The sequence below is a fragment of the Mitsuokella jalaludinii DSM 13811 genome, from assembly GCF_000702905.1.
In the GTDB taxonomy this organism is placed as follows: domain Bacteria; phylum Bacillota; class Negativicutes; order Selenomonadales; family Selenomonadaceae; genus Mitsuokella; species Mitsuokella jalaludinii.
The window spans coordinates 185,619-209,991 of record NZ_JNKR01000001.1; the positions used below are offsets into that span (position 1 = coordinate 185,619).

The 24,373-nt window shown below is 60.1% G+C and carries 21 protein-coding genes and 2 tRNA genes; 1 reads left to right on the top strand and 22 read right to left on the bottom strand.

The features are described from left to right. Nucleotides 1-136: 136 nt before the first annotated feature. From T518_RS00815 to T518_RS00890, 16 genes are all read right to left on the bottom strand, one after another. Nucleotides 137-1,579, bottom strand: a complete 1,443-nt coding sequence (locus tag T518_RS00815) for an Rne/Rng family ribonuclease (protein WP_036373765.1) — start codon at nt 1,577-1,579, stop codon at nt 137-139. Nucleotides 1,580-1,635: 56 nt separating this feature from the next. After that, nucleotides 1,636-4,296: a TIGR03960 family B12-binding radical SAM protein gene (locus tag T518_RS00820; protein ID WP_036373767.1), complete on the bottom strand. Its 2,661-nt coding sequence runs from the start codon at nt 4,294-4,296 to the stop codon at nt 1,636-1,638. A gap of 80 nt (nt 4,297-4,376) precedes the next feature. Continuing rightward, nucleotides 4,377-5,483 (bottom strand): rod shape-determining protein RodA, encoded by a 1,107-nt coding sequence (gene rodA / locus T518_RS00825; RefSeq protein ID WP_036373771.1) that lies wholly within the window; start codon nt 5,481-5,483, stop codon nt 4,377-4,379. Between the two features lie 13 nt (nt 5,484-5,496). Continuing rightward, a complete protein-coding gene (minE, locus tag T518_RS00830; RefSeq protein WP_036373774.1) occupies nt 5,497-5,769 on the bottom strand; it encodes a cell division topological specificity factor MinE in 273 nt (90 codons plus the stop codon). A gap of 12 nt (nt 5,770-5,781) precedes the next feature. Then, nucleotides 5,782-6,573, bottom strand: coding sequence for a septum site-determining protein MinD (gene minD / locus T518_RS00835; RefSeq protein WP_036373777.1), 792 nt, complete (start codon nt 6,571-6,573; stop codon nt 5,782-5,784). A gap of 10 nt (nt 6,574-6,583) precedes the next feature. Beyond that, the gene (minC, locus tag T518_RS00840) at nt 6,584-7,234 is read right to left on the bottom strand and encodes a septum site-determining protein MinC (RefSeq protein ID WP_036373779.1); all 651 of its coding nucleotides are present in this window, start codon (nt 7,232-7,234) and stop codon (nt 6,584-6,586) included. Between the two features lie 56 nt (nt 7,235-7,290). Next, entirely contained in the window at nt 7,291-9,075 is a 1,785-nt protein-coding gene (gene mrdA / locus T518_RS00845) for a penicillin-binding protein 2 (RefSeq protein WP_036374438.1), read from the bottom strand. Nucleotides 9,076-9,156: 81 nt separating this feature from the next. Then, complete coding sequence (mreD, locus tag T518_RS00850; protein WP_036373782.1) at nt 9,157-9,651, bottom strand: rod shape-determining protein MreD; 495 nt, start codon at nt 9,649-9,651, stop codon at nt 9,157-9,159. Continuing rightward, entirely contained in the window at nt 9,648-10,676 is a 1,029-nt protein-coding gene (gene mreC / locus T518_RS00855; RefSeq protein WP_036373784.1) for a rod shape-determining protein MreC, read from the bottom strand. Before mreC ends, mreD begins: the two co-directional genes overlap by 4 nt. Beyond that, nucleotides 10,676-11,716, bottom strand: a complete 1,041-nt coding sequence (locus T518_RS00860; RefSeq protein ID WP_036373789.1) for a rod shape-determining protein — start codon at nt 11,714-11,716, stop codon at nt 10,676-10,678. The genes mreC and T518_RS00860 overlap by 1 nt, the downstream gene beginning before the upstream one ends. A 107-nt stretch (nt 11,717-11,823) precedes the next feature. Beyond that, nucleotides 11,824-12,513: a RadC family protein gene (radC, locus tag T518_RS00865; RefSeq protein ID WP_036373792.1), complete on the bottom strand. Its 690-nt coding sequence runs from the start codon at nt 12,511-12,513 to the stop codon at nt 11,824-11,826. Next, entirely contained in the window at nt 12,467-13,072 is a 606-nt protein-coding gene (locus T518_RS00870; RefSeq protein ID WP_036373795.1) for a Maf family protein, read from the bottom strand. Before T518_RS00870 ends, radC begins: the two co-directional genes overlap by 47 nt. A gap of 36 nt (nt 13,073-13,108) precedes the next feature. Then, the gene (locus tag T518_RS00875; RefSeq protein ID WP_036373798.1) at nt 13,109-13,351 is read right to left on the bottom strand and encodes a DUF4321 domain-containing protein; all 243 of its coding nucleotides are present in this window, start codon (nt 13,349-13,351) and stop codon (nt 13,109-13,111) included. A gap of 188 nt (nt 13,352-13,539) precedes the next feature. After that, nucleotides 13,540-14,817, bottom strand: a complete 1,278-nt coding sequence (locus T518_RS00880; protein ID WP_036373801.1) for an ArsB/NhaD family transporter — start codon at nt 14,815-14,817, stop codon at nt 13,540-13,542. Nucleotides 14,818-15,035: 218 nt separating this feature from the next. Continuing rightward, nucleotides 15,036-15,112: transfer RNA gene (locus tag T518_RS00885), tRNA-Arg, on the bottom strand. Nucleotides 15,113-15,119: 7 nt separating this feature from the next. Next, nucleotides 15,120-15,196, bottom strand: a tRNA-Pro gene (locus tag T518_RS00890). 190 nt (nt 15,197-15,386) lie between these two features. Here T518_RS00890 and trpD point away from each other — a divergent pair. Then, entirely contained in the window at nt 15,387-16,403 is a 1,017-nt protein-coding gene (gene trpD / locus T518_RS00895) for an anthranilate phosphoribosyltransferase (protein ID WP_036373804.1), read from the top strand. A gap of 69 nt (nt 16,404-16,472) precedes the next feature. On the opposite strand, the gene codY is transcribed toward trpD, so the two are convergent. From codY to dprA, 6 genes are all read right to left on the bottom strand, one after another. Continuing rightward, nucleotides 16,473-17,252: a GTP-sensing pleiotropic transcriptional regulator CodY gene (codY, locus tag T518_RS00900; protein ID WP_036373807.1), complete on the bottom strand. Its 780-nt coding sequence runs from the start codon at nt 17,250-17,252 to the stop codon at nt 16,473-16,475. A gap of 208 nt (nt 17,253-17,460) precedes the next feature. Next, nucleotides 17,461-18,858 (bottom strand): ATP-dependent protease ATPase subunit HslU, encoded by a 1,398-nt coding sequence (gene hslU / locus T518_RS00905; protein WP_148485431.1) that lies wholly within the window; start codon nt 18,856-18,858, stop codon nt 17,461-17,463. Nucleotides 18,859-18,869: 11 nt separating this feature from the next. Further along, complete coding sequence (gene hslV / locus T518_RS00910) at nt 18,870-19,418, bottom strand: ATP-dependent protease subunit HslV (protein WP_036373813.1); 549 nt, start codon at nt 19,416-19,418, stop codon at nt 18,870-18,872. A 33-nt stretch (nt 19,419-19,451) separates the two neighbouring features. Continuing rightward, nucleotides 19,452-20,789, bottom strand: coding sequence for a methylenetetrahydrofolate--tRNA-(uracil(54)-C(5))-methyltransferase (FADH(2)-oxidizing) TrmFO (trmFO, locus tag T518_RS00915; protein ID WP_036373816.1), 1,338 nt, complete (start codon nt 20,787-20,789; stop codon nt 19,452-19,454). Further along, entirely contained in the window at nt 20,786-23,095 is a 2,310-nt protein-coding gene (gene topA, locus T518_RS00920; RefSeq protein WP_072003555.1) for a type I DNA topoisomerase, read from the bottom strand. Before topA ends, trmFO begins: the two co-directional genes overlap by 4 nt. Then, nucleotides 23,058-24,152, bottom strand: coding sequence for a DNA-processing protein DprA (dprA, locus tag T518_RS00925; protein ID WP_036373822.1), 1,095 nt, complete (start codon nt 24,150-24,152; stop codon nt 23,058-23,060). The genes topA and dprA overlap by 38 nt, the downstream gene beginning before the upstream one ends. Between the last annotated feature and the right edge of the window lie 221 nt (nt 24,153-24,373).

The following is a 24,373-nucleotide window of genomic DNA, read 5'->3' on the forward strand; positions in this document are numbered from 1 at the left end:
TGCAATTGCCACGTCAATAAAAGATTATGTCTTTTTATATATTAAAAAATATCCTATTCATGCGCGTACCTTTTGCACGCAAAGAAGACTCCGCTCAACTCCAAGCGGAGTCAGGCGAAGTCTTCTTTATCTCACTTCAGCTCTGCTGCAAGATGGTGTAGTTCTCTGGATGCATGCCGGGCTTGACGGTGACTTTGATGTCGGTGCCGAACTCGGCGGCGAGGTTCATCATGAGCTGGTTTGCCTGGAGCTCTTCGGCGACGGTCTCGTGGACTTCGATCTCGTAGCCCTCGCGCGCGTGGGATTTGCGCTCCATGCGGCGGATGTCGCGGCTGATGCGGATGGCGACGGTCTCGGGCGACTCGATGCGGCCGCGGCCGTGGCAGATGGGACACTCGCTGTAGACGATGCTGTCGATGTTCTGGCGCGTCTTCTTGCGCGTGATCTCGACGAGCCCGAGGCTCGTGATATCGACAATATTCGTCTTCGTGCGGTCATGCTTGACCTGCCCGCGCATGTAGGCGAGCAGCTCTTCTTTCTGCGACTCTTTCTCCATGTCGATGAAGTCGACGATGATGATGCCTCCGATGTCGCGCAGGCGAATCTGCTTGAGGATCTCGGCAGCGGCCTCGAGGTTTGTCTGGTAGACAGTGTCGCCGAGATTCGTCTTGCCGACGTACTTGCCCGTGTTGACGTCAATGACGGTCAGAGCTTCTGTCTTATCGATGACGAGGAAGCCGCCCGATTTGAGCTCGACCTCGCGGGCACCGAGCTTATCGATCTCCTCCTCGATGTGGTACGCCTTGAATATCGGCGTCTTCGCCTCGTAATAGCGGATGCGGCCGACGAGCTCCGGCGAGATAGCCTCGACGAGGCTGCAGACGCGCTGGTAGGCCTCTTTGTCGTCGATGACGAGCTCATCGACATCTGCGCTGAAGCGGTCGCGCACAAGGCGTATGAGGAGGTCAGCGTCGCGGTAGAGGAGCGCGGAGCCCTTCGACTTGAGCCTGTAGCGCGCGAGGATGGACTCCCAGAGCCGCACGAGGTAGCGCACGTCAGCGGCGAGGTTCTCCTCGCTCTGGCCCGCGGCGACCGTGCGGATGATGAGCCCCATGCCCTTGGGGCAGATGCGCTCAGCGATCGCGTGCAGGCGCGCACGCTCCGCCTCGTCCTCAATGCGCCGCGACATGCCGATGTAGGCGGCTGTCGGCATCAGGACGACGTTGCGCCCCGGCAAGGAGATGTGCATCGTCGCGCGCGGCCCCTTCGTGCCGATGGCGTCCTTGACAATCTGGATGGGCAGGCTCTGCCCGATGTGGATGCGCGCGTTCTGCGGCATGGACTCGATTGTCTCGTGTGGCAGGCCGTCGCCGATGTACAGGAAGGCGTTCTTCCCGGTGCCGATGTCGACAAAGGCGGCCTGCATGCCCGGCAGGACGTTCTGCACGCGCCCCTTGTAGATGTTGCCGACGAGATGCGAATGCGAGGAACGCTCCATCTCCACCGCCTGCAGCTCGCCGTCCTCGAGGATGGCCATGCAAGTCTCCTCTGGCACCATATTCACGATGATGGATCTCATAACGTCACCTCACTCCAATCCTTGATGTTTCGATTCCCAGATGTGAATGCCTGTGCTCAGGCAAGGTCAATGAGCTTCTTGCCGTGGCCGAAAATGCCCTGGCGCTCAATGCGGGCCGCAGCCGGATTTACGGCGAGCTCGAAGTCCTTGGCGATCAGCGAGAGGACTTCGAGCGGCTTGACGCTGCCCGACTGCGTGATGACGATGTCCATCGTCATCTGCAGCTCGCCGTCTGCCACGGCAAAGGCGACCGGCTCCTTCATGTACTGCTTCGTCTCGATGTCGCGCGTCTTTTTCGGCGTCACGCGATGCCAGACGGCCTCCGCCGCCTTATTGTAGGCATCGATGCTCGCCCTTGCCTGCGCCTCTGTGCCAGCAAACGGCACGCGCAAGATGTAGATGGCCTCGTCGGCCTCCGACATCAGGGCCTTGTGCTTGCCGCGGATCTCGCGAAGCTTCAAGAGCTTGGCGCCCGGCGGCAGTTCCTTCTGCAGGCGGTCAAAGATCTCGGGCTGACACAAGGGCTTCGTGAGCTCAAAGTCCATGTACTCCGAAGCGCTCGTGACACCGAGCGAGAGCGCCGAGGCGAAGGCCACCTTCATGTGCGGGTTGAAGCCCTCAGAATAGGCCATCGGCAGCTTGGCGCGGTCAAATGCGCGCAGGAAGAGGTTCGCATAGTCGAGATGCGAGACGTAACGGAGCTCCTCTCCCTTCGTGATCTCGGCGCGCCATGCGTAGAGCGTGCGCGGGCGGCCGGGGCCCTTCGGGTCATGCGCGGGAACCTGCTTGCTCTCCTGTTTCGCTGCGTCAGCCCTCTTTTCCTGCTCGCTCTGCGCTTCCTGATTTTCCTGTTCGAGGCGCGCGTCTTCCTGCTTCTTGTAGTCGATGACGTGCACGCCGAGGTTCGGGCAGATGCCGCAGGCCGTGCAGCGGCCGCGGCGACAGTCTTCCGTCAGGCTCGCGTTCATCGCGTGATGCCACTCGCGCAGCAGGAACTCCTGGTTGACGCCTGGCGAGGTGACGAGCCACGGCAGCGGCTCGTTGAAGTTGCGCGTGCGCATGTTGTAGTAACCCATGTCGACACCGCACTTGCGGAAGGCCTCATGCCAGACATCATCGCGGTAGAGGTCCGACCAGCCGTCGAACTTCGCGCCATCCTGCCAAGCCTGATGAAGCACCTTGGCGAGACGGCGGTCGCCGCGCGCGAAGACACCCTCGATGACGGAGAGGCGTGCGTCGTGGTAGTTGAAGGTGATGGCGCGGTCCGTGATGTGCTCCTTGAGGAGTTGCTGGCGGCGCTGGAACTCCTCGATGGGCAGCTGGCCGAACCACTGGAACGGCGTGTACGGCTTCGGCACGAAGCAGGCGACGGAGATCGTGACCTTGCAGCCGCGCTTGCCCTTGATCTCGGTGTAGAGGTCGACGACCTTCTTGGCGAGCTCGGCAATGCCGATGACATCCTCGTCCGTCTCCGTCGGCAGGCCCATCATGAAGTAGAGCTTGACCTGCTTCCAGCCCTGACGGAAGGCAGCGCCGCAGGCCTTCATGAGATTCTCTTCCGTCACGCCCTTGTTGATGACGTCGCGCAGGCGCTGCGTGCCCGCTTCCGGCGCGAAGGTCAGGCCAGACTTCCTCACCTGCTGCATCTTGTGGGCGAGGTCGATGGAGAAGCTGTCGATGCGCAGGGACGGCAGCGAGAAGCTGACCTTCTCGTCGCGGAAGTCCGCCATGAGGTCATCGACGAGTCGGCCGAGGCAGGAGTAGTCGGCCGACGACAGCGAGGTCAGGCTCATCTCGTCGTAGCCCGTCGCATCGACGAGGCCGCGGGCCATCTTGCGCAGGTTCTCCTCCGTGCGCTCGCGGGCCGGGCGATAGCAGATGCCGGCCTGGCAGAAGCGGCAGCCGCGCGAGCAGCCACGGAAGAGCTCGAGCATGATGCGGTTGTGCACGATGTCCATGTACGGAACGACGGGATGCTCGACCGAGATGGCATCGTCCATATCACGGATGACGCGCTTGTAGATGACGGGCTTGGCCGCCTCAACAAGCGGGCGCAGGGCCCGGTAGTTTCCCTCTTCGTCGTACTCCGGCTCGTAGAAAGACGGCACGTAGATGCCCGGGACATCGAGCAGGCGCTGCAAAAAGCCCTTGCGGCCGCCCGGACGCCCCTCTCTCTTCCAGGCCATGAAAGCGTCCGACACTTCGACGATTGCCTCTTCGCCCTCGCCGACGATGAAGAAGTCGAAGAAGTCGGCAATCGGCTCGACGTTGTAGACGCACGGGCCGCCGCCGACGACAAACGGCATCGCTTCGCCGCGGTCCTTCGCGAAGAGCGGGATGCCCGCAAGATCGAGCATGTTGAGCACATTCGTGTAGATCATCTCGTACTGGAGCGAGAAGCCGAAGAAGTCGAAGGCTGAGATCTCCGTCTTCGTCTCGAGCGAAAAGAGCGGCATCTTGCGCTTGCGCATCTCTTCTTCCATGTCCGTCCAGGGCGCGTAGACGCGCTCTGCCGCGATGTCCTCGCGGCGGTTGAGCACTTCGTACAGGATGGCAAGGCCGAGGTTGCTCATGCCGACCTCGTAGACATCCGGCAGGGCCAGCGCCCAGGTGCAGTCCACAGCCGCGTGGTCTTTGATGACGGCATTCCATTCGCCGCCCGTGTAGCGCGCCGGCTTCAGGACGGACTGCAGCACTTCGTGTTCGAGTCGTACCATTGATTGATTTCCTCCGTATCTCAAAAAAAGCCTCCCCTCTCTCGGGACCGAAACAGGGAAGGCCGGGCCTTCTGGCCCATCTAAAAGACAAGTTTTTGTTTGCGCCGCTCGATGTTGAGCAGGATGGCGATGGACATGATGTTCGTCGTCAGCGAGCTGACACCGTAGCTCATGAGCGGGAGCGGGATGCCCGTGACCGGCATGATGCCCATCGTCATGCCGACGTTGACGAGCACGTGGAAAGCCAGCATCGAGGTGATGCCCGTGGCCAGCAGGCGACCGAACGTGTCGCCCGCATCGCGCGCCGTCACGACACCGCGCCAGAGCACGATGAGGTATAAGAGCAGCAGGAACGTCACGCCAATGAAGCCGAGCTCCTCGCCGACGACGGCAAAGATGAAGTCCGTGTGGTTCTCCGGCAGGAAGTTCAGCTGGCTCTGCGTGCCGCCGAAGAGTCCCTTGCCGAACAGCATGCCCGAGCCGATGGCAATCTTGGACTGGATGATGTGGTAGCCAGAGCCCAAGGGGTCGACGTTCGGGTTCATGAAGACCGTCAGGCGCATCTTCTGGTAATCCTTGAGGAAGTGCCAGAAGATTGGGAAGGCCGCGATGCCCGCAGCGAAGATGCCCAGGAGCAGCTTCCTGTTGATGCCGGCGACGTAGACCATGCCGAAGAAGATGGCCATGAATACGAGCGAGGTTCCGAGGTCTGGCTGCTTGAGGACCAAGAGGAACGGCACGCCGACGTAGGCCGCGACGGGCAGGAGATCGTGTATCGTGTTGAGGTGGCCGACCTTATTGTCGAGCATCGTCGCGATCGAGATGATCATGATGAGCTTCGAGAACTCAGACGGCTGGATGCTGATTGGGCCGATCGTGATCCAGCGCTGGGCGCCAAGAGCCGACTGTCCGACAAGCATGACGGCCACGAGCAGGACCAGGTTGAAGATGTAGAGCTTGTTGCCGTACCCTTCGAGGACCTTGTAGTCAAAATTCATGAGGAAGGCCGCCAGTGCGACGTTCACGAGCGCAAAGATGCCCTGACGCTGGACAAACCAGTAGCGTTCCTCACTCGGTGTATTGATGTGCGTCGCACTGCCGATGATGACGAGGCTCATGACGATGATGGCCGCCGTCGCAGCAATGAGGATGTAATCCGTCCGGCGCAGATAACGTTTGTTCATCATTCCGTACGTCTTCTCACTTCTTCCCCGCATCATGCTTCATGCGGTTGACCGGGATATTCGCGACAAGGGCGACGGAGTTGTCGTCGTTCTCAAGCGAGATATCCATATCCTTCTGATTGATATCCATGTAATTCGAGATGACCTTGATGATGTCATTCTTGAGGTTGTCCATGACTTCTGGCGAGACATTGGCGCGGTCATGGATCAGCACGACCTTGAGGCGGTCATGCGCGATCTGCCCCGATCTCTCTTTCTTGCCAAAAATCTTCTTGACCAAATCCAACATGCCTTTCCCTCCTTATGCTCCAAATACGCGGCGCTTGAGCCTCTGGAAGAAGCCCTCCTTCGGGAATTCCATGAAGGGGATGTCCTCGCCGCAGATGCGGCCAACGATGTTGCGGTAGGCCTGTCCTGCAAGCGAGTGCTCCATCGTGATGCAGGGCTCGCCCTTATTGGTGCTCGTGACGACCATCTCGTCATCCGGCACCTGACCGATACAGTCGATCGAGAGGATGTCATTGATATCGTTCATGTCGAGCATGTCACCGCTCTCAACCATCTGCGGGCGGATGCGGTTGACGATGAGCTTGATGTCCTCCTTGTCGGCGCGCGAGAGCTCACCGATGATCTTGTCGGCATCGCGGACAGCCGAGATTTCCGGCATCGTCACGACGATGGCCGTGTCAGCGGCGGCGATGGCCGTCTTGAAGCCCTGCTCGATACCGGCGGGGCAGTCGATGAGGATGAAGTCGAACTCCTTGCGCAGGTCCTCGCAGAGCTTGACGAGCTGCTCTGGGTTGACACTCGTCTTGTCCTTGACCTGGGAGGTCGGCAGCAGGAAGAGGCTCTCATACTTCTTGTGGCGCACGAGGGCCTTCTTGCAGGGCACGCGGCCTTCTGCCACATCGATGAGGTCGTACATGATGCGGTTCTCGAGGCCGAGGAGCAGATCGAGATTGCGCAGGCCCGTATCCGTGTCGACGAGAACGACTTTCTTGCCGCGCATGGCGAGGCCGACGCCGAGGTTTGCCGTCGTCGTCGTCTTGCCGACACCGCCCTTGCCCGAAGTGATTACATAAACTTTGCTCATACCCTTATTCCTACCTTTCTATCGGTTCGATGACAATCTGCCCATCTTTTATCGAAGCGCGCTCGGCACGCTCCGTCATCTCCATGTGGTCCGGCGAGCGCGCGATGAGATTCGCGATGCGGATCTGCGTCGGCATCAGGTGATCGGCGATGATGAAGGAATCCGTATCGCCTGACGCGCCAGCATGCACGAGGCCGCGGCACGTGCCGCGGATGTCGATGCTGCCGCCTGCGATGATCTGCGCGCCGGGATTGACGTTGCCGCAGACGAGCACGGAGCTCTCCGTGCGGATCTCCTGGCCGCCGCGCAGCGTGCGGTTGACCACGACCATCTCCTGCACATGCGGGTCCTTCTTGCGGGCAGCAGGTGAAGCGGCCTTCTGCTTCTTGGCGGCCGGAGCTGCTGGCTCTTCCTCAGGCTCTTCCCCCATCGTCCTGCAGATCAGACCATGCTCGTGGAAGAGCTTCTGGAGCTTTACGAACTCCTCCTTGAGGAAGCGCTCACGCGGCACGAGCACGAGTGTGCCGCGCAGGAAAAAGCCGGAGCCAGACTCGAGCTTCTGCTCGATGTGCTTCCAGATGTCATCAAAAGAGGCGCCCTCTGCAAAACTCAGCTGCAGCCCTTTTCTCCCGCCCTTGATCTTCACAATCTCATCATGCATAATGACTGCCGATTCTCCTCTCTATCTTACGACCTTCATGACCTTACGACCGCTCATCACTTCTTATCGCCGCCGTCCTGGTTGAAGCCAAAGGCTGCCTCGAGGATCTTGCGCCCGATCGGCACGGCCGACTGGGAACCGTAGCCGCCGTTCTCGACGATGACGGCCACGACGACATTCGGATTGTCGAACGGGCCGTAGGCGACGAACCAGCCGTGATCGCGTCCCTGTGAGTTCTCGGCCGTACCCGTCTTGCCGGCGATGTCGACCGTGAAGCCACGGAAGCTCGAAGCTGCCGTGCCGTACTTCGTGACATCGTGCAGGCCGTCCTGGACGAGCTTGATGTCCTCTTCCGGAACGTCGAGCTGCGACAGGAGTTCCGGCTGGAAGTCCTTGACGACACTGCCGTCCGGCGCGATGATGCGGTTGACGACATGCGGCTTGTAGCGCTTGCCGTCAGCTGCGATCTCGCCCATGACCATGGCCGCCTGCAGCGGCGTCACAAGGTTGAAGCCCTGGCCGATGGCCGCATCAAATGTCTCCGACAGATACCATTCGCCGTCATCGAAGTTCTTCTCCTTGTAGCGGCGGTTGGCGACGAGACCCGATGCCTCGTACGGCAGGTCGATGCCCGTCTTCGCGCCCAGACCGAACATGCGCGCGTACTTTTCGAGGCGGTCGATGCCGAGGCGGTTGCCCATCTCGTAGAAGTAGACGTTATCCGAGTGCGCGAGGGCCGAGCGGAAATTCAGCCAGCCGAGCGCCTCGCCGTCGGCGTTGCCCTTCGGGATGATCCAGTGGTGGCCAGAGTCGAAGATCTGCTCGTCCGGCGTGACGACGCCCTCCGTCAGGGCAGCCGTACCCGTGACAATCTTGAAAGTCGAGCCCGGCGGATACTCACCCGTGATGGTCTTGTTGTCCATCGGGTGATACGGATTGTTGTTGAGCTGATTCCATTCCTTCGACGAGATGCCGTGCGCAAAGAGGTTCGGGTCGAAGGCCGGGCGGCTGACCATCGCGAGAATCTCGCCCGTCTGCGGATTCATGACGACGGCGGCCGCTGCATGGGCGCCGATCTGCGTGAGCTGTTCGTCAACGGCCTTCTCGGCCGCCTGCTGCAGTTTGATGTCGATCGTGAGCTCGAGGTCATCGCCCGGCACCGGCTCCTTGCGGCCGAGAATCTGCACGGGCTTGCCCGACACGTCGACCTCGACCTGCTGGCCACCGTTCTCGCCGCGCAGCTCCTTGTCGTAGATCTTCTCGATGCCGAATTTGCCGATGATGTCGCCGGACTTGTAGCCCTCGTCCTTCATCTTCTCGAGCTCGGTGTCGTTGATCTCACTGACGTAGCCAAAGGTGTGCGCGCCTTCCTGCTTGAGGATGTAGTCGCGGATTGGCGTGACCTCGATGACGACACCAGGGTACTGGCTCTTCTGCTCCTCGATGATCGAGACGATGTCCGGCGTGACATCCGTCTTGATGCGGATGGGGTTGAAGCCGCTGTGACCGGCAATCTTCGTCTTGATCTCGTCCGTCGGCACCTTCAGGAGATCTGAGAGACGCGCGATGACATCGTCCGAGATCGGCGCTGTCAGCGGCAGGAGCGAAACGGAAAAGCCCGGGCGATTCGTGACGAGCAACTCGCCGTTGCGGTCGTAGAACGTGCCGCGCGGCGCCATCGACGGCACGATGCGGATGCGGTTGCCGTCCGCGAGGCCCGCGTAGTACTCCCCCTGGTAGATCTGCAGGTAGGCAGCCCGCCCGATGAGAACGGCAATGACCAGGACCGATATGATCATCAATGTCCGTAATCTGCTGTTGATTTCATCATTATCCAAAATCGAATCTCTCCCATAACGAAAGGCACCCCGCAAGGTGCCTTAATCATTGCCAAAACGTCTGCTGCCCCAGAGAGGCTGCTGTCATGCTTTCTTCCCGTACCGCTTGTCGAGCTCGTAGGCCAGATGATGGACCGGGTAAGCGAATGCCAGCTGATAGATGAGCATCGGCAGCAGCGTGTACTGCATGTGGCCCATCAGATTAAAGCGATACCCTAATAATATCATAAGTAACGCCAAAATAAAATAGTTCACTGTCGTCACCAGCAAAGACGCGAATACCGGCAGGAAGACCTGCTCCTTGAAGACCTGGTCGGAGAACTTGCCGACGCAGAAGCCGATGAGGACGCGCGTGAACGCATTCACGCCCAAGAACGTCCCACTCGCGATGTCCTGCAGCACGCCGACGGCAAAGCCCGAGAGCGCGCCGACGCGCGCCCCCTTGAGGAACGCCGTCGAGGTGACGAAGAGCAGCATGAGATCAGCCGTCACGCCGTGGTAAGCGATGAGCGGCAAGATGGAAGTCTGGAGCGCGTAGAGGATGATGACGAGTAGCGCGGTTGCGCCTGCATTCTTCATTGTGCGCTCCCCTCCCCGCTGTCCGCGCTGCCATCCGAGCTAGACGAGCTGGAAGAATCAGACGAGCTGTCCGCATCGCCATTTGCAGCAGCGGCCTGTTCCGCCGCCTGGGCTGCCGGATCCGTCTCCGTGCCCGGCGTCTGCATCGGCGTCTTTAAAGGCTCGGGCGGAGCCTCGCGGGAAGCCGTGATGACCATGACATCCTCGAGTTTCTGGAAGTCGACGGCCGGTTCGAGCACAGCGATCTTCAGGAGGCCGCCCTCATCGTTGCGCATCTCTGCGACAGTGCCGACGTTGAGCCCCTTCGGGTAGATCCCGCCGAAGCCGGAGGTCACGACGACATCGCCCTCATCGACATCAGACGTCTTCGGGATGTTGACCATGCGCGGCATGGTCGGGTTGTCCATATCACCCTCGACAATGCCGGCGACGCGGGAGTCGGCGCGCTGGACAAGCGTGCCGACCGACGAGCGCGGGTCGAGCAGGAGCTGGACCTTTGCTGACGTCGGGCCGGCCTCGATGACATGGCCGACGAGCCCTTTCTCCGTCACGACGGCCATGTCGACGTCAACGCCGTCACGCGTGCCGCGATTGATCTCGATGACGCTCGACCAAGTGGCCGACTCGCGGCCGATGACCCTGGCGGCGACGAGGTCGAACTGCGTCGCCGTCTGCTTGTAGCCGAGCAGTGCGCGCAGGCGCTGGTTCTCCGCATCGTACTCACTCGCGTGGAGGTTCTGGATGCGCAGCTGCTCGACTTCATTGCGCAACATCTTGTTCTGCTCGTGCATCGTGGCGAGCTCCCAGATGTTGCTCGTCACGTAGTTGAGCTGGCTGCCGACCCATGAGATCGCACCCTGGAACGGCGTGAGCACAACGGACACGACCTGCTGGGCGACGGGGACCTTGAAGCGCCCGCGCGCCGCGAAGAAGATGATGCAGAAGAGGCTGATGAGCACGAAGATCAGGATCAGGATCTTCTTGCCCGTCCCCTTGTTGTTGTTCCTTCTGTACTTTCCACTCATCACTGTCTCAGCTTCTTTGAAGTCATGACGACGCGCTTGAGGAGCTCGATGTTCTCAAGCGACTTGCCCGTGCCTTCACCGACACAGGACAGGGGATCTTCGGCCACGAGGACCGGCATGCCCGTCTCATGGGCAAGCAGCTGGTCGAGGTTCTTGAGGAGTGCGCCGCCACCCGTCATCATGATGCCGTGATCCATGACATCGGCTGCGAGTTCTGGCGGCGTCTTCTCGAGCGTCGCCTTGACGGCATCGACGATCTTGTAGATTGGCTCGCCGAGAGCCTCGCGGATTTCCTTGGCCTGGATCGTGATCGTCTTCGGCAGGCCGCTGACGAGGTCACGGCCGCGGATGTCCATCGACGTGTCCGTCTCCGGCGTCACAATGGCTGTGCCGATGTTGATCTTGATCTCCTCAGCCGTGCGCTCGCCAATCATGAGGTTGTACATGCGCTTGATGTACTGGACGATGGCCGAATCCATCTCATCGCCGCCGATGCGGATGGAGCGGCTCGTGACGATGCCGCCGAGCGAGATGACGGCGATCTCCGTCGTACCGCCGCCGATATCGACGACCATGTTGCCCGTCGCCTCTTCGACCGGAAGGCCAGCACCGATGGCAGCAGCCATCGGCTCCTCGATGAGGTATGCTTCGCGCGCACCGGCCTGCTGTGCCGCGTCGATGACAGCACGCTTCTCGACTTCCGTCACACCGGAAGGAACGCCTACGACGACGCGCGGGCGCACGAACGACTTCGTGTTCATCGCCTTGCGGATGAAATACTTGAGCATGGCCTGCGTCACATCGAAGTCCGCGATGACGCCGTCCTTCATCGGACGGATCGCGACGATGTTGCCCGGCGTGCGGCCAATCATCTGCTTGGCCTCATCACCGACAGCCAAGACGTCTCCCGTATCACTCTTTATGGCGACAACAGAAGGCTCGCGCAGGACAATCCCCCTGCCTTTCACATGGACGAGCGTATTGGCCGTGCCGAGGTCAATACCCATATCGTGAGATAAACCACCAAAAAGACTCCACATTTTACTGATAAACTCCCTTCAGAATTTCCTTATCGAAACAATACATATCATTGTACCACATCTCATACTGGATTGTAACGGCAAAATAGAGGAACGTCAAGAATTATTCAGGAAATCATGCCTTTTTCCTTCAGACTCAGGAAGCGATTGTCCCCGAGGATGATGTGGTCGAGGACAGGAATGTCGAGAATCCGCCCCGCCTTGACGAGCCTGTCTGTGATAGCGATGTCCTCGCGGCTCGGATTCGGGTCCCCGCTCGGATGGTTGTGCACCAAGATCATCGAGGCGGCCGCGTAGCGGATGGCCATCGCGAATACCTCGCGCGGGTGCACGACGGAAGCCGACAGACTGCCTATCGAGACATCGCGCAGGCCGAGGATGTGGTTCTTCGTGTTGAGCAACAGCACGGCAAAGTGCTCCTTCTGCTCATAGCAGAGGTGCGGCATGGCAAAGTGCGCCGCATCCTCGGGGCCATGGACAATGTGGACCTTCTCAGCCGCCTTCTTCGCGAGACGCCGGCCGAGCTCGACAGCAGCCAGGATGCTCGCGGCCTTTGACGGGCCGATGCCGTGGATGCCCGCGAGGTCAGCCACCGTCGTGTGCACGATGGACGTGATGCCCCGCTCCTTGAATTTGCCGAGCACGGATTCCGCGAGGTGCAGGACCGACTGCTCCCGCGTCCCCGTGTGCAGCAGCACAGCGAGAAGTTCCGCATTGCTCAGTGACTCCGGCCCGTAGGCGATGAGCTTCTCACGCGGTCGCTCCTCCATCGGTAGATCTCGAACCATGATTGTCATAGAGATTCACGCCTGCCTTTCCGGCAAGCCGGCAGACTGCGTAGAGGGGAAGCCCCACGACGTTGGAGAACGAGCCCTCAATCGACTCGATGAACTGCGCCGCCCGGCCCTGGATGGCATAGGCACCCGCCTTGTCGAGCGGCTCTCCTGTCTTCACGTACGCATCGATTGCTTCCTCCGTCAGCGGGGCAAAGAAGACGCGCGTCGTCTCGACATCCGTGAAGACCTCGCCCGCATGGACCCAGGCGATGCCCGTCGCGACCTCATGCTCCCTGCCAGCCAGCGCCCGCAGCATCGCCTTTGCCTCTTCGCCGTCCTTCGGCTTGCCATACACTCTGCCGTCTAGGAAGACGATGGTGTCGGCCCCGAGCACGGCATCCCCCGGGAAAGCCTCTGCCACAGCCTTTGCCTTGCGGACGGCATTTTCCACTACGATCTCAGCAGGTGCCAGATTGCCGCCAGTCACTTCTTCCACGGAACTGACCTTCACTTCAAAGCTGGCGTCGATCTGCTGCAGGAGTTCCCTGCGGCGCGGCGACGCAGATGCCAGAATGAACATGGTATCCTTCCTTTCTCAAATCATCTCAATGCGATCTCAGTAGCGGCGGTAGAGAGCGATGGCCACGACGATGCCGAGCATGCTCATGAGATTGGGCATGAAGGCGAGGCCGACCGTCAGCCGGATCACGTAGAGGTCGATTGTCACAGGTGCCATATCGAAGACCGGGAACGTCGTCACGAGGTAGGGCATGACGCCTTCTAGCGACGGCACATTCTTCAAGAGCTCACCGAGTATGCCGCCGAGGATTGCACCGATGATCACGAACAGGATACACATGCCATATCCACGTCCACCAAACTTAGACAAGAAAACCCCTCCAAACAAAAAAATGTTTACTACTTTATCTATTCTTGCTGCAGTCCAGAAATCCTGCCAGCTGCCAAAACTTCCCTGCATGCAAAAGTCGGCCCCCGAGAGGGCCGGCTCATATGCCGTATCTGTATCCGTTCCCGCTCCGATACCGGTCAGAGCAGATAGCGCAGGTAGACGTAGATTGTCGAGATCGCAATCGTCATGATCATGATCGGGAAGCTGATCTTGAAGTAGTTCAGGAACGAGATCTTGACGCCGCGGTCCGCCGCCATGCCAGCGACGATGAGGTTTGCCGAAGCACCGACGAGCGTACCGTTGCCGCCGAGGCAGGCGCCAAGAGAGAGGCTCCACCAGACCGGCTCGAGATTGTCTACCCCCATCGCGCCCATGTTCTGGATCAAGGGGATCATCGTCGCGACGAACGGGATGTTGTCGAGGACCGAGGAGACGAGTGCCGAGAGCCAGAGAACGAGCAGCGACGTCTTCGTCACATCGCCTTCCGTGAGTGCCACGGCCTTCGTCGCGAGGTCGCGGATAACGCCCGTCTCGCTGAGGCCGCCGACTGCGACGAAGAGGCCGATGAAGAAGAAGATCGTCGCCCACTCGACCTTGCGCATCGAGAAATCGACGGCGTGCTGACTGCCGCCCTCGAGGAACAGCAGCAGGAAGGCGCCGAAGAGAGCGACGACAGACGACTCGATATGCGTGAAGGAATGCGTGAAAAAGCCGAGGATCGTCAGGCCGAGCACGAAGAGCGAGCGCGCGAGCAGCTTGCGGTCCTTCAGAGATTTCGTCTCATCCATCTGCATGATCTCCGCCTGCAGCTCCGGCTTCGTGACCATCTGCTTGCGGTAGAGGACGTTCATGACGAAGAGGACTGCCACCATGCAGAGGATGACGACCGGCGTGAGGTTCTCGATGAAGGCGACAAAGGTCAGTTCCTTGACGGCACTGCCGATCATGATGTTCGGCGGGTCGCCGATCAGCGTGGCCGTGCCGCCGACATTCGAGGCGAGGATCTGCGTGAGCAGGAACGGCACGACAGGGATGTGCAGCTTATTGGTGATGGCGAAGGTGACGGGGACCATCAAGAGGACCGTCGTCACATTGTCGAGGAAAGCCGAGAAGACAGCCGTGATGATGCCGAGGTAGATGAGCAGGCGGCGCGGCTGCGCCTTCGCGGCCTTCGCCGTCTTGATGGCAACGTAATCGAAGAGCCCCGTCTTGGCCGTGACGCTGACGAGGATCATCATGCCGATGAGCAGGCCGAGCGTGTTGAAGTCGATGTGATGCAGGGCCGTGTCCACCGGCATGATGCCTGCAATGATCATGATGATGGCGCCCATCATGGCGACGATCGTGCGATGGACCTTCTCTGAGACGATCAGCATGTACATCAGCACAAAGATAATGGCAGCTAGTGTTTCCATAAAGTTCCTCCTTGATGAATGGCGTTCTTCCTTCTTCCCCATGTGCCTGCAATAAAATAGACGGAGCCTCTATTTGAACAGACTCCGCCTAAAATTCCCCTATACAATTCACATATGTCTAGTATAACACAGATAATCCCCGATAGCAAGACAAACTTCACGCTCAGGTGGAAAAGCCCAACAAAAAAGCTCCGGCGAACCGGAGCATCTCTCTCAAATGGTGCGTCTGGCAAGATTCGAACCCGCGACCCACGGCTTAGAAGGCCGTTGCTCTATCCAGCTGAGCTACAGACGCATATGGATGGTCGGGATGACAGGATTCGAACCTGCGACATCCTGCTCCCAAAGCAGGCGCGCTACCAAACTGCGCTACATCCCGTTATTACGTACTTTACTATTATAATGACTTATCGCTGCCTTGTCAACGCATCCGCCAAAAATTTTGGAGGCATTGCGTCAGGAGGGCGGAAGAGACGTTGACAACTTTACAATTGGATGCTAACGTTAGTCATGCCGAATCTTTTATCATCACGCTATCATACGAATCATTGCCTACAGGAGGGTTTCCTATGATCAAAGAAGCCATTGAGAAGATCGTCAGCAAACAGGATCTCACTTACGACGAAGCCTACACCGTCATGAATGAGATCATGAACGGCGAGACGACACAGGTCCAGAATGCCGCCTACCTCGCGGCGCTCTCGACGAAGAGCACGAAGGCAGAGACAATCGATGAGATATCGGGCTCGGCCATGGCCATGCGCGACCATGCGCTCAAGGTCGAGCATGCGATGGATGTGCTCGACATCGTCGGCACGGGCGGCGACCACGCGCACAGCATCAACATCTCGACGACTGCGGCCATGATCATCGCCGCAGCAGGCGTCAAAGTCGCCAAGCACGGCAACCGCGCCGCTTCCTCGAAGTGCGGTGCCGCCGACTGCCTCGAAGCGCTCGGCGTCAACCTCGACCAGCCGCCCGCTAAAGTCGTCGAGGAGCTCAAGAAGATTGGCATCTGCTTCATGTTCGCCCAGAAGTATCACGCCTCGATGAAGTACGTCGGCGCCATCCGCAAGGAACTCGGCATCCGCACCGTCTTCAACATCCTCGGCCCTCTGACGAACCCGGCACATCCGACGCGCATGATCCTCGGCGTCTACGATGAGTACCTGCTCGAGCCGCTCGCCAATGTCCTCCTGACGCTCGGCGTCAAGAGCGGCATGGTCATCTACGGCCAGGACTGCCTCGACGAGTTCTCGATGAGCGCTCCGACGAGCGTCTGCGAATTCAAGGACGGCTGGTATCGCCGCTACACGCTGAAGCCGGAGGACTTTGGCTTCACGCGCTGCACGAAGGACGACATCCGCGGCGGTGATCCGGCTGAGAACGCAGCCGTCACGCTCGCCATCCTCAAGGGTGCCCAGGGACCGAAGACCGACATCGTCCTGCTCAATGCCGGTGCCGCGATCTACGTGGGCGGCAAGGCGAAAGACATCGCCGAGGGCATCGAGGTTGCCCGCCAGATGATCGCGTCGGGCGCCGCCCTCAAGAAGCTCGAGGCATTCAAGCAGCTCTCGAATGCCTGAACATCCTCAGGCAACGAAAAAGAGGAACCCAGGCGGGTTCCTCTTTTTCGTTGCCTATCGCATGTGTGTTCACTCGTTGCGGAGCTTCTGGACCTCGTCGAGCAGGTACTCATTGAGGACCTTGATGTAGGTGCCCTTCATGCCGAGCGACTTCGACGAGATGACGCCGGCCGACTCGAACTTGCGCAGGGCATTGACGATGACCGAGCGCGTGATCTTGACCTGGTCCGCGATCTTCGAGGCGACGAGCAGGCCTTCCGTGCTGTCGAGTGCCGAGAGAATGGCATAAGCAGCCTTGCGTTCCGAGAAGGACAGCGTGTTGATGGCAATCTGGACCGTCGCTTTCTTGCGCGCCTCAATCTCAATCTTCTCGGCGTGGTCGCGCAGCATCTCCATGCCGACGACCGTCGCGCCGTACTCGCAGAGCAGCAGGTCATCGTCATCGAACTCTTCGTCATACTTGGCGACGATCAGCGTGCCGATGCGCTCGCCGACGCCGTAGATCGGCACAACCGTCGTGTTCTTGCCGTTGAAGAGGCACTTCGTATTCTCTTCATAGGCGCACATGCCCGTCTTCGAGCGCAGGTTGGCACACGTCTCATCCATGCGCATGAGCCAGTTGACATAGTGCTTCGGGAACTCGCCCTGGTCGATGACCTTGTCGATCATGAGATCGCATTCAAAATCGTCGACAAAGGCATAGCCGTAAATCTTGCCCTTCTTGTTGGTGATATAGACATTTGCATTCAGGACATTGCTGAGGACACGCGAGATGCCATCATATTCTACATTTTCAGAACGCTGAAGCAGACGATTGATCTTGCGGGTTTTTTCTAGTAAAGATGCCATGGTATACGCTCCTTTGATCTCTTGACGAATGAATTCCGAAAGTTTTATCTTTGAACACCTTTAGTTTATCATACTTTTCAAAATAGTCAAAGAGAATCTGCTGATTTTTTTATTTTTTTCGCGAATTCTGGCCAATGAGATGCGCACCGCAATAAAAAGCAAGCAGGATACAGGCAATCCTGTACCCTGCTTACCTGACGGACCTGTATCAGAGGATGAACTGCGAGAGGTCGCGGTTGATCACGATGTCGGCCAGGCGCTCGTTGACGTAGTCGGCGTCGATGACGACATCCTTGTCGGTGAGCTCCGGCGCGCGGAAGCTGATGTCCTCGAGGACTTTCTCGAGCAGCGTGTGCAGGCGGCGGGCGCCGATATCTTCGGCCTGCTCATTGACGTCGCAGGCGAGCTCGGCGATGCGGCTGATGGCATCCGGCTTGAAGGATAGCGCGAGCCCCTCCGTCGCAAGCAGCGCTTCGTACTGCTTGATAAGGGCGTTCTGCGGCTCCGTCAGGATGCGCTCGAAATCCTCCTTGCGCAGCGACTTGAGCTCGACGCGGATTGGGAAGCGGCCCTGGAGCTCCGGGATGAGGTCCGAAGGCTTCGCCATGTGGAAGGCGCCGGCTGCGATGAAGAGGATGTGGTCCGTGCGGACCGGGCCGTACTTCGTCGAGACCTGCGAGCCTTCGACGATTGGCAGGATGTCGCGCTGCACGCCTTCGCGCGAGACGTCAGCACCCGAGCTGTTGCCCTTGACCGCGACTTTATCAATCTCATCGAGGAAGACGATGCCGCTGTACTCCGTGACCTTGACAGCCTCTTCCGCAACAGCTTCCATATCGATGAGCTTGCCGGCCTCTTCCTGCGTGAAGATCTTGCGGGCCTGCGCGACCGTGACTTTGCGCTTCTTGTGGCGCTTCGGCATGATGTTGCCGATCATATCCTGCAGGTTGTCGCCCATGCCTTCGAGGCTCGAGCCCGAGAACATGCCGACCATCGGACGGCGCGACTCCTCGACATCGATCTCGATGAGCTCGTCTTCGAGCTCGCCCTTCTCCAGGCGCTTGCGGACCCATTCGCGGCCGGCCTGATACTTCTTCGGCTCGTCCGCCGGCTTGTCCTTCTCTTCCTCGTCATCGCCGCCGAAGAGGCGGCCGAGCGGGTTCTGTGATTTCTTCGGCTCTGGCACAAAGACATCGAGGATGCGCTCTTCTGCCTGCTCTTTCGCCTTGTCCTGCACGTCTTCGAGGCGCTCCTGGCGGATCATGCGCACAGCGGCCTCGGTCAGGTCACGGATGATCGATTCGACATCGCGGCCGACGTAGCCGACCTCCGTGAACTTCGTCGCCTCGACCTTGATGAACGGTGCGCGGACGAGCTTCGCGAGGCGGCGGGCGATCTCCGTCTTGCCGACGCCCGTCGAGCCGATCATCATGATGTTCTTCGGGATGACCTCTTCCTTCATGGCTCCCGTGAGCTGACGGCTGCGCCAGCGGTTGCGCAGGGCGATGGCCACAGAGCGCTTCGCCTCATCCTGTCCGACGATATAGCGGTCAAGCTCTTCTACGATCTCGCGCGGCGTCTGTTCGTTGACGCCGATACTTTCGATACGGTTCTCCATCAGTCAAGTTCCTCCACTCTGATATTGTGATTCGTGTAGACGCAGATATCGGCTGCGATCGACAGCGCCTCCTTCGCGATGTCCTTCGCCTCCATGTCGGTGTGCTTGACGAGGGCGCGCGCTGCCGAGAGGGCGAAGAAGCCGCCCGAGCCGATGGCAGCGACATCGCCGTCCGGCTCGATGACCTCGCCGTTGCCGGATAGCATCAGGAGCGTGCTCTTGTCGGCCACGAGCAGCAGGGCCTCGAGCTTGCCCATCATCTTGTCGGTGCGCCACTCCTTAGCAAGCTCGACAGCCGCACGCTGCAAGTTGCCGTTATAGGTCTCGAGCTTGGCCTCGAATTTCTCGAACAGCGTGAACGCATCGGCAACGGAGCCGGCAAAGCCGGCCAGCACGCGGCCGTGGTAGATGCGGCGGACCTTACGGGCCGTCGACTTCATGATCGTGTTCTGGCCGAACGTCACCTGGCCGTCGCCTGCGATGGCCGTCTTGCCATCCTTGCGCACGGCACAGATGGTCGTCGCATGGAACTGTAATTCTGTACTCATATATAATCCCTCATTTCTGGGTAATCGCTTTTATCAGCAGCCAAAGATCTGCGGCTTGAACGCCTCGATCGCTGCCAGAGCTTTCTCGGCTAGCAGCTGTTTCTTCTGTTTCTTGTCGCGGATGCGGCGCCCATTGGCATCGCGCATCTCAACGGGCGGCAGGATGCCGAAGTTGACATTCATCGGCTGGAAGTGCTTGGCCTCGCTCGTCGTGATGTAGTGGCAGAGCGCGCCGTGGCAGCTCTCCTCCGGGAAGACGAGCGGCTGCTCGCCGCGCGCGATGCGCGCCGCATTGACGCCGGCGACAAGGCCCGACGAGGCCGACTCGATGTAGCCCTCAACGCCCGTCATCTGACCGGCAAAGAGCAGATGGTCCTCGCCTCGAAGCTGCAGCGTCGGGCGCATGTGGCGCGGCGAGTTCAGGAAGGTGTTGCGGTGCATGACGCCGTAGCGCAGGAACTCCGCGTGCTCGAGGCCGGGGATCATGCCGAAGACGCGGCGCTGTTCCGGCCACTTGAGATGCGTCTGGAAGCCGACGATGTTGTAGAGCGTCGCGCCCGCATTGTCCTGGCGCAGCTGCACGACGGCATAGGGGCGCACCCCCGTCACGGGGTGCTCGAGTCCGACGGGCTTCAGCGGGCCGTAGAGCAGCGTGTCGATGCCGCGGCTCGCCATGACCTCGACCGGCATGCAGCCCTCGAAGAACTTCTCCTTCTCGAAGTCCTTCGTCGGCGCCTTCTCCGCCGTCACGAGCTCGTGCCAGAACGCCTCGTACTCCTCCTTCGTCATCGGGCAGTTGATGTAGGCTGCCTCACCCTTGCCGTAGCGCGAGGCGCGGTACGCCTTTGTCATGTCGACGGACTCGAGGCTGACGATTGGGGCGGCCGCATCGTAGAAGTACAGCGAATCGTTGCCCGTGCGCGCTGCGATGTCCTCCGCCAGGCTGCCGGCCGTCAGCGGGCCGCTCGCCACGACGGTCACTGCATCTTCCTCCATCGGGATCTTCGGCACTTCTTCGTGCACCACGGTGATGTGCGGGTGATTCGTGACTTTTTCCGTCACGTAGTCACTGAAGCCATGGCGGTCGACAGCGAGCGCACCGCCGGCAGGGACGCGCGTCGCATCGGCTGCCTCCATGATGATGGAACCGAGGCGGCGCATCTCTTCCTTGAGCACGCCGACCGCATTCTCCAGGCCGGCACCGCGCAGCGAATTGCTGCAGACGAGCTCGGCAAAGCCGGCCGTCTTATGCGCCGGCGTCGACTTTTCGGGACGCATCTCGTAGAGCGTGACTTCCGCGCCCTGCTTGGCCGCCTGCCAGGCGGCCTCGCTGCCAGCCAGGCCAGCGCCGACTATGATGACTTTCTTCATGGATTCTCCTTCTTCTCGGCCTCTGCCGCCATCTTCTCCGCTTCGCGCTTCCGCTTGGCTTCGGCGCGCTCGCGCATCTTCTCGAGTTCCTTGTTGATCGGGTGGTTGATGCGCGTCTCGCAAGCATCATTGCTGCAGTAGAGCATGCCGCGTCCGTTCTTGAAGTGATGCTTCAAGAGGAAGGCACCGCATTTCTCGCACTTCTGCTGTTGCGGCGTATCCCAAGTCGTGTAATCACAGTCCGGATAGTTCTCGCAGCCATAGAATGTGCGCCCGCGGCGCGTGCGGCGCTCGACGATCTTGCCGCCGCACTTCGGACACTTGACACCTGTATCTTTCAAGAGCGGCTTCGTGTTGCGGCATTCCGGGAAGCCCGGGCAGGCGAGGAACTTGCCGTAGCGTCCCTGCTTGATGACCATCAGGCGGCCGCAGTGCTCGCAGCGGACGTCCGACACCTCGACGGGCAGTTCGACGTGGCCGATGGCCTCGTCGGCCTTCTCGAGCGTCTGCTCGAACGGACCGTAGAACTCCCGCAGCAGCTGGTTCTTGTGGACCTTGCCCTCGGCGATCTCATCGAGCTCGTTCTCGAGATTGGCCGTGAACTTGACATCGACGATGTCCTTGAAGTACTCCTCGAGCATGTCGACGACGACGAAGCCGAGCTCCGTCGGCTGGAAGTGCTTGTCGATGCGCTGGACGTAACCGCGCGCCTGGATCGTCTCGATGATCGGCGCGTACGTGCTCGGGCGGCCGATCTCCTTCTCCTCGAGCGTCTTGACGAGCGAGGCATCGTTATAGCGCGGCGGCGGCTCTGTGAAGTGCTGCTGCGGCAGCGTCTTGGCGATGTTCAGGACATCGCCTTCTTCAAGCTCCGGCAAGAGGACGTCTTTTTCCTTCTTCGTCGTCTCAGCACCGGCGTAGACTTTCGTGAAACCGGCGAACTTGAGGCGGGAACCGTTGGCGCGCAGGTCATAGCGGTCGCCGGCCTTGATGGCGATTGCCATCGTGTCGTAGATGGCCGGCGTCATCTGGCTGGCGGCAAAGCGCTGCCAGACGAGCGTGTAAAGCTTGAGCTGGTCCTTGTTGAGGTACTTCTCGAGGCTCTCCGGCGTGTGGACGAGGCTCGTCGGGCGGATGGCCTCATGCGCATCCTGCGCTTTCTTGCCCGTCACGTAGACGTTGGCCTTCTCTGGCACGAATTCCGGGCCGAACGCTTCGAGCAGGAACGACTTCGCCTCCTGCTGCGCGAGCTCCGAGATGCGCGTCGAGTCCGTGCGCATGTAGGTGATGAGACCGGTCGAGCCGTGGCGACCGAGCTCAATGCCCTCGTAGAGCTGCTGCGCGAGCATCATCGTCTTGCGCGAGGTGAAGCCGAGCTTGCGCGCGGCATCCTGCTGCAAGGAGCTCGTCGTAAACGGCGCCGCGGGCTTGCGCCTGCGCTCACTGCGCCGCACGGATGCAACCGTCAGCGCTTGCTTGGCGAGGTCTTCCGTGACGGCCATCGCTTCGCTCTCATTGTGCAGGGCAATCTTCTTGCCCTCCTCATCGGTGACAGCGAGGCGCTTGCCGTCGATCTGCACGAGGTCGGCCTGGAACATCGCCGATCTCTCCTTGCGCAACTTGAGCCCGACCGTCCAATACTCATCCGAATGGAACGCCTGGATCTCCTTCTCGCGGTCGCAAATCAGTCGGACTGTCACCGACTGCACGCGGCCGGCCGACAGGCCCTTGCGCACCTTGCGCCACAGAAGAGGCGACAGCTTGTAGCCGACGATGCGGTCGAGCATGCGGCGCGCCTGCTGCGCGTCGACCTGATCGAGGTTGATGGCGCGCGGGTGCTTGACGGCCTCCTGGATGGCCGGCTTCGTGATCTCGTTGAAGACGATGCGGCAATCCGATGACGGGTCAAGTCCTAGGATGAACGCCAGATGCCAGGCGATTGCCTCTCCTTCGCGGTCCGGATCGCTTGCCAGATAAATCTTGTCGGCATGCTTCGCGTCCTTCTTGAGCGCCTTGATGAGATCGCCCTTGCCGCGTATGTTGATGTACTTCGGCGCGAAGTCATTCTCGATGTCGATGCCGAACTGGCTCTTCGGCAGATCGCGCAGATGACCCATGGAAGCGCGCACCATGTACTTCTTTCCCAGATATTTCTCGATGGTCTTGGCCTTGGCCGGAGACTCGACAACGACGAGCGTTCTCTTTGTCTTCGTCTTGGTTCTTGTCTTTGCTTTTGGTGCCGTACTTGCTTTTGTTGCAGCCAAACCGTCACTCCCTCTCAGCACGCCTGTAGGCATGCAGTTCATTTTCTATGATCAGTCCCTTGAGCTCCATCTGCAGGAGCGTGAAGGACAGATTCGGCATCTCTCCATCCGGCAGGCTCATGAGGATCTCGTCGGCGCTCAGCGCGCGGTCGAAGGACAGGACCTGATAGACCCTGCGCTCGTCCGGCGTCATGCTCTTCTGCTTCTTGGCCGTGACCTTCTGCACGAGCCCCATGTCCTCGAGGATATCGCCAGGCTTCGTCACAAGCCTCGCTCCCTGCTGGATCAGGTGGTGGCAGCCCTCACTCATCTTAGAGAAGACGCTGCCCGGCAGTGCATAGACCTCGCGCCCTTCGCTAAGGGCGAGTTCCGCTGTAATCAGCGAGCCGCTCCTCGCGGCCGCCTCGACGACGAGCGTCCCCTCAGACAGACCGCTGATGATGCGGTTGCGCGCGGGAAAGAAGGCCGGCAGCGGCTGGACGCCCGGCGCGTACTCCGAGATGACCGCGCCGCTCTCCGCAATCTGCGCGAGCAGACGGCGATTTTCAGCCGGATACGCCACATCGATGCCGCAGCCGAGCACGGCGACCGTGCGGCCTGTCTTGAGCGCACCGCGATGCGACCTCGTATCGATGCCGCGCGCTGCACCGCTGACGACCGTCAGGCCCGCAGCGGCCAGCTGCTCGCCGAACTCGAGCGCCAGCGCCTCACCGTAAGGGCTCAGGCGCCTCGAGCCGACGATCGCGACGCGGCGCTCCTTTGGCATGAGCGTCCCGCGGCAGTAGAGCACGGGCGGCGGCGAAAAGATTTCCTTCAATAAATACGGGTAATCCTCATCCTGCAGCGTGCAGAGATGGACGCCGCGCTGCTCACAGATATCCGCCAGCGCTTCCGGCATATCGGGATGGTCCCTGCGGAATGCGTCAATCGTGCTGACGAGCCCCTGCGGCATCTTGACGAGCCTGCTCATCTCAAGAGCCGGCATCTGCCAGAGGCTCACGGCATCCAGGCCTGTCTGTAACAACGGGCCGAGCCTGCGGCTGCCGAGTCCCGGGCACTGCGCGAGTGCCGCCAGATAGAAATCCTGCCTTGCATCCATAGCATCGCCTTCTTCCTGGTCTATACGTTATATCATCTTACCCAAAAATCGGATAATATGCAACCTCTCGGCGTAAAGTTTCAGAAAAAATACACACTGATGTGATGACAAGAAAGGCCATCTGCCCAAGCAGACGGCCCGTTGTCATTCCGTGAAAAGTTCATCCCAGTAAGCAAAGGCAAACATCAGGATGATCAGGAACAGAAGAAAGAGATCCCCCA